Here is a 1,513-nt window from a genome sequence, read left to right as displayed (position 1 = left end):
CCTATCAACTGCCCAGCGTGATGATGGACGGCACCTGCGTCGTCGTCAGTCCGCTGATCGCGCTGATGCACGACCAGCTTCGCGCGGCGGAGGCCGTGGGCATCCGCGCCGCCACGCTGACCAGCGCCGACACCAACCGGGCGGAGACGATCGACCGGTTCCGCGCCGGCGCGCTGGATTTGCTCTACATCGCCCCCGAACGCGCATCGACAGGGCATTTCCGAGAGCTGCTGAGCGCCGCGCCGATTTGTCTGTTCGCGATCGACGAGGCGCATTGCGTCAGCGAATGGGGGCATGATTTCCGCCCCGATTACCGGCTGCTGAAACCGCTGCTCGACCAGTTTCCGAATGTGCCGCGCCTGGCGCTGACTGCGACGGCGGACGCGCATACGCGGGCCGACATCCTTGAGCAGCTGGGCATTTCGCAGGACGGGCTGATCGTCGCCGGTTTCGACCGCCCCAATATCCGCTACGCGATCACCCCGCGCGACAATACGACGCGGCAATTGCTGGACGTGATCGCCGAACATGACGGGCCCGGCATCGTCTATGCCCCCACCCGCGCCGCAACGGAGAAGCTGGCGGCGGCGCTGGCGAAATCGGGGCGCCCCACGCGCGCCTATCACGCCGGGCTGGACCCAGCGATCCGCGCCGCCAACCAAGCCGCGTTCGTGGCGAGCGAGGATATGGTGATCGTAGCGACGGTCGCGTTCGGCATGGGGATCGACAAGCCCGACGTGCGCTTCGTTGCCCATGCTGGGCTGCCCAAGTCGATCGAGGCCTATTATCAGGAAACCGGCCGTGCGGGGCGTGACGGCGACCCGGCTGTCGCGCATCTGTTCTGGGGTGCCGACGACCTGGCCCGCGCGCGCCAGCGGATCGTCGAGGTGGAGCCGCATCGACAGGCTGGCGAACGTGCGCGGCTGGGCGCGCTGGCGGGGCTGGTGGAGACGGCCGAATGTCGCCGCGCGGTGCTGCTGCGCTATTTCGGGGAAGACCCGCCTGCCACCTGCGGCAATTGCGACAATTGCCTGACCCCGCCCGCCACGGTCGATGCGACGGTGGTGGCGCAGAAGTACCTGTCGGCGGTGTTTCGCACCGGCCAGATGTTCGGCACCGGCTATGTCGAGCAGGTGCTGACCGGCCAGTCGAGCGAACGCAGCCTGATGAACGGCCACGAATCGCTGTCGGTGTGGAACATCGTCGATGGGGAGGAAGCGGCGCTGCTCAAACCCGTGGCCCGCGCGCTGATGCTGCGCGATGCGGTGCGTGCCAATCCGCATGGCGGGCTGGAATTCGGTCCCGGTGCCCGCCCGATCCTGAAGGGTGAGGCAGAGGTGCGGCTGATCGTGCCGCCCAAACGCGAGCGGCGGCGCGGCGGCGGGGCGGGGGCAGCGGCGAACCCCGCCGGCCATCCGCTGTTCGAGGCGCTGCGCGCCAAGCGGCGGGAAATCGCGCAGGAAACGGGCCTGCCGCCCTATGTCATCTTCCACGACTCCACCCTGCGCGACAT

General features: G+C 68.6%; 1 protein-coding gene. It reads left to right on the top strand.

Features of this window, described 5'->3' with window-relative positions:
• Positions 1-1,513 (top strand): RecQ family ATP-dependent DNA helicase (locus VL973_RS03495; RefSeq protein ID WP_325282642.1); only part of this gene is annotated, 1,513 nt, incomplete at both ends.

The sequence above is a fragment of the Sphingomonas sp. genome (assembly GCF_035490575.1).
Taxonomy (GTDB): Bacteria; Pseudomonadota; Alphaproteobacteria; order Sphingomonadales; family Sphingomonadaceae; genus Sphingomonas.
This window is presented reverse-complemented; position numbering and strand designations above follow the sequence as displayed.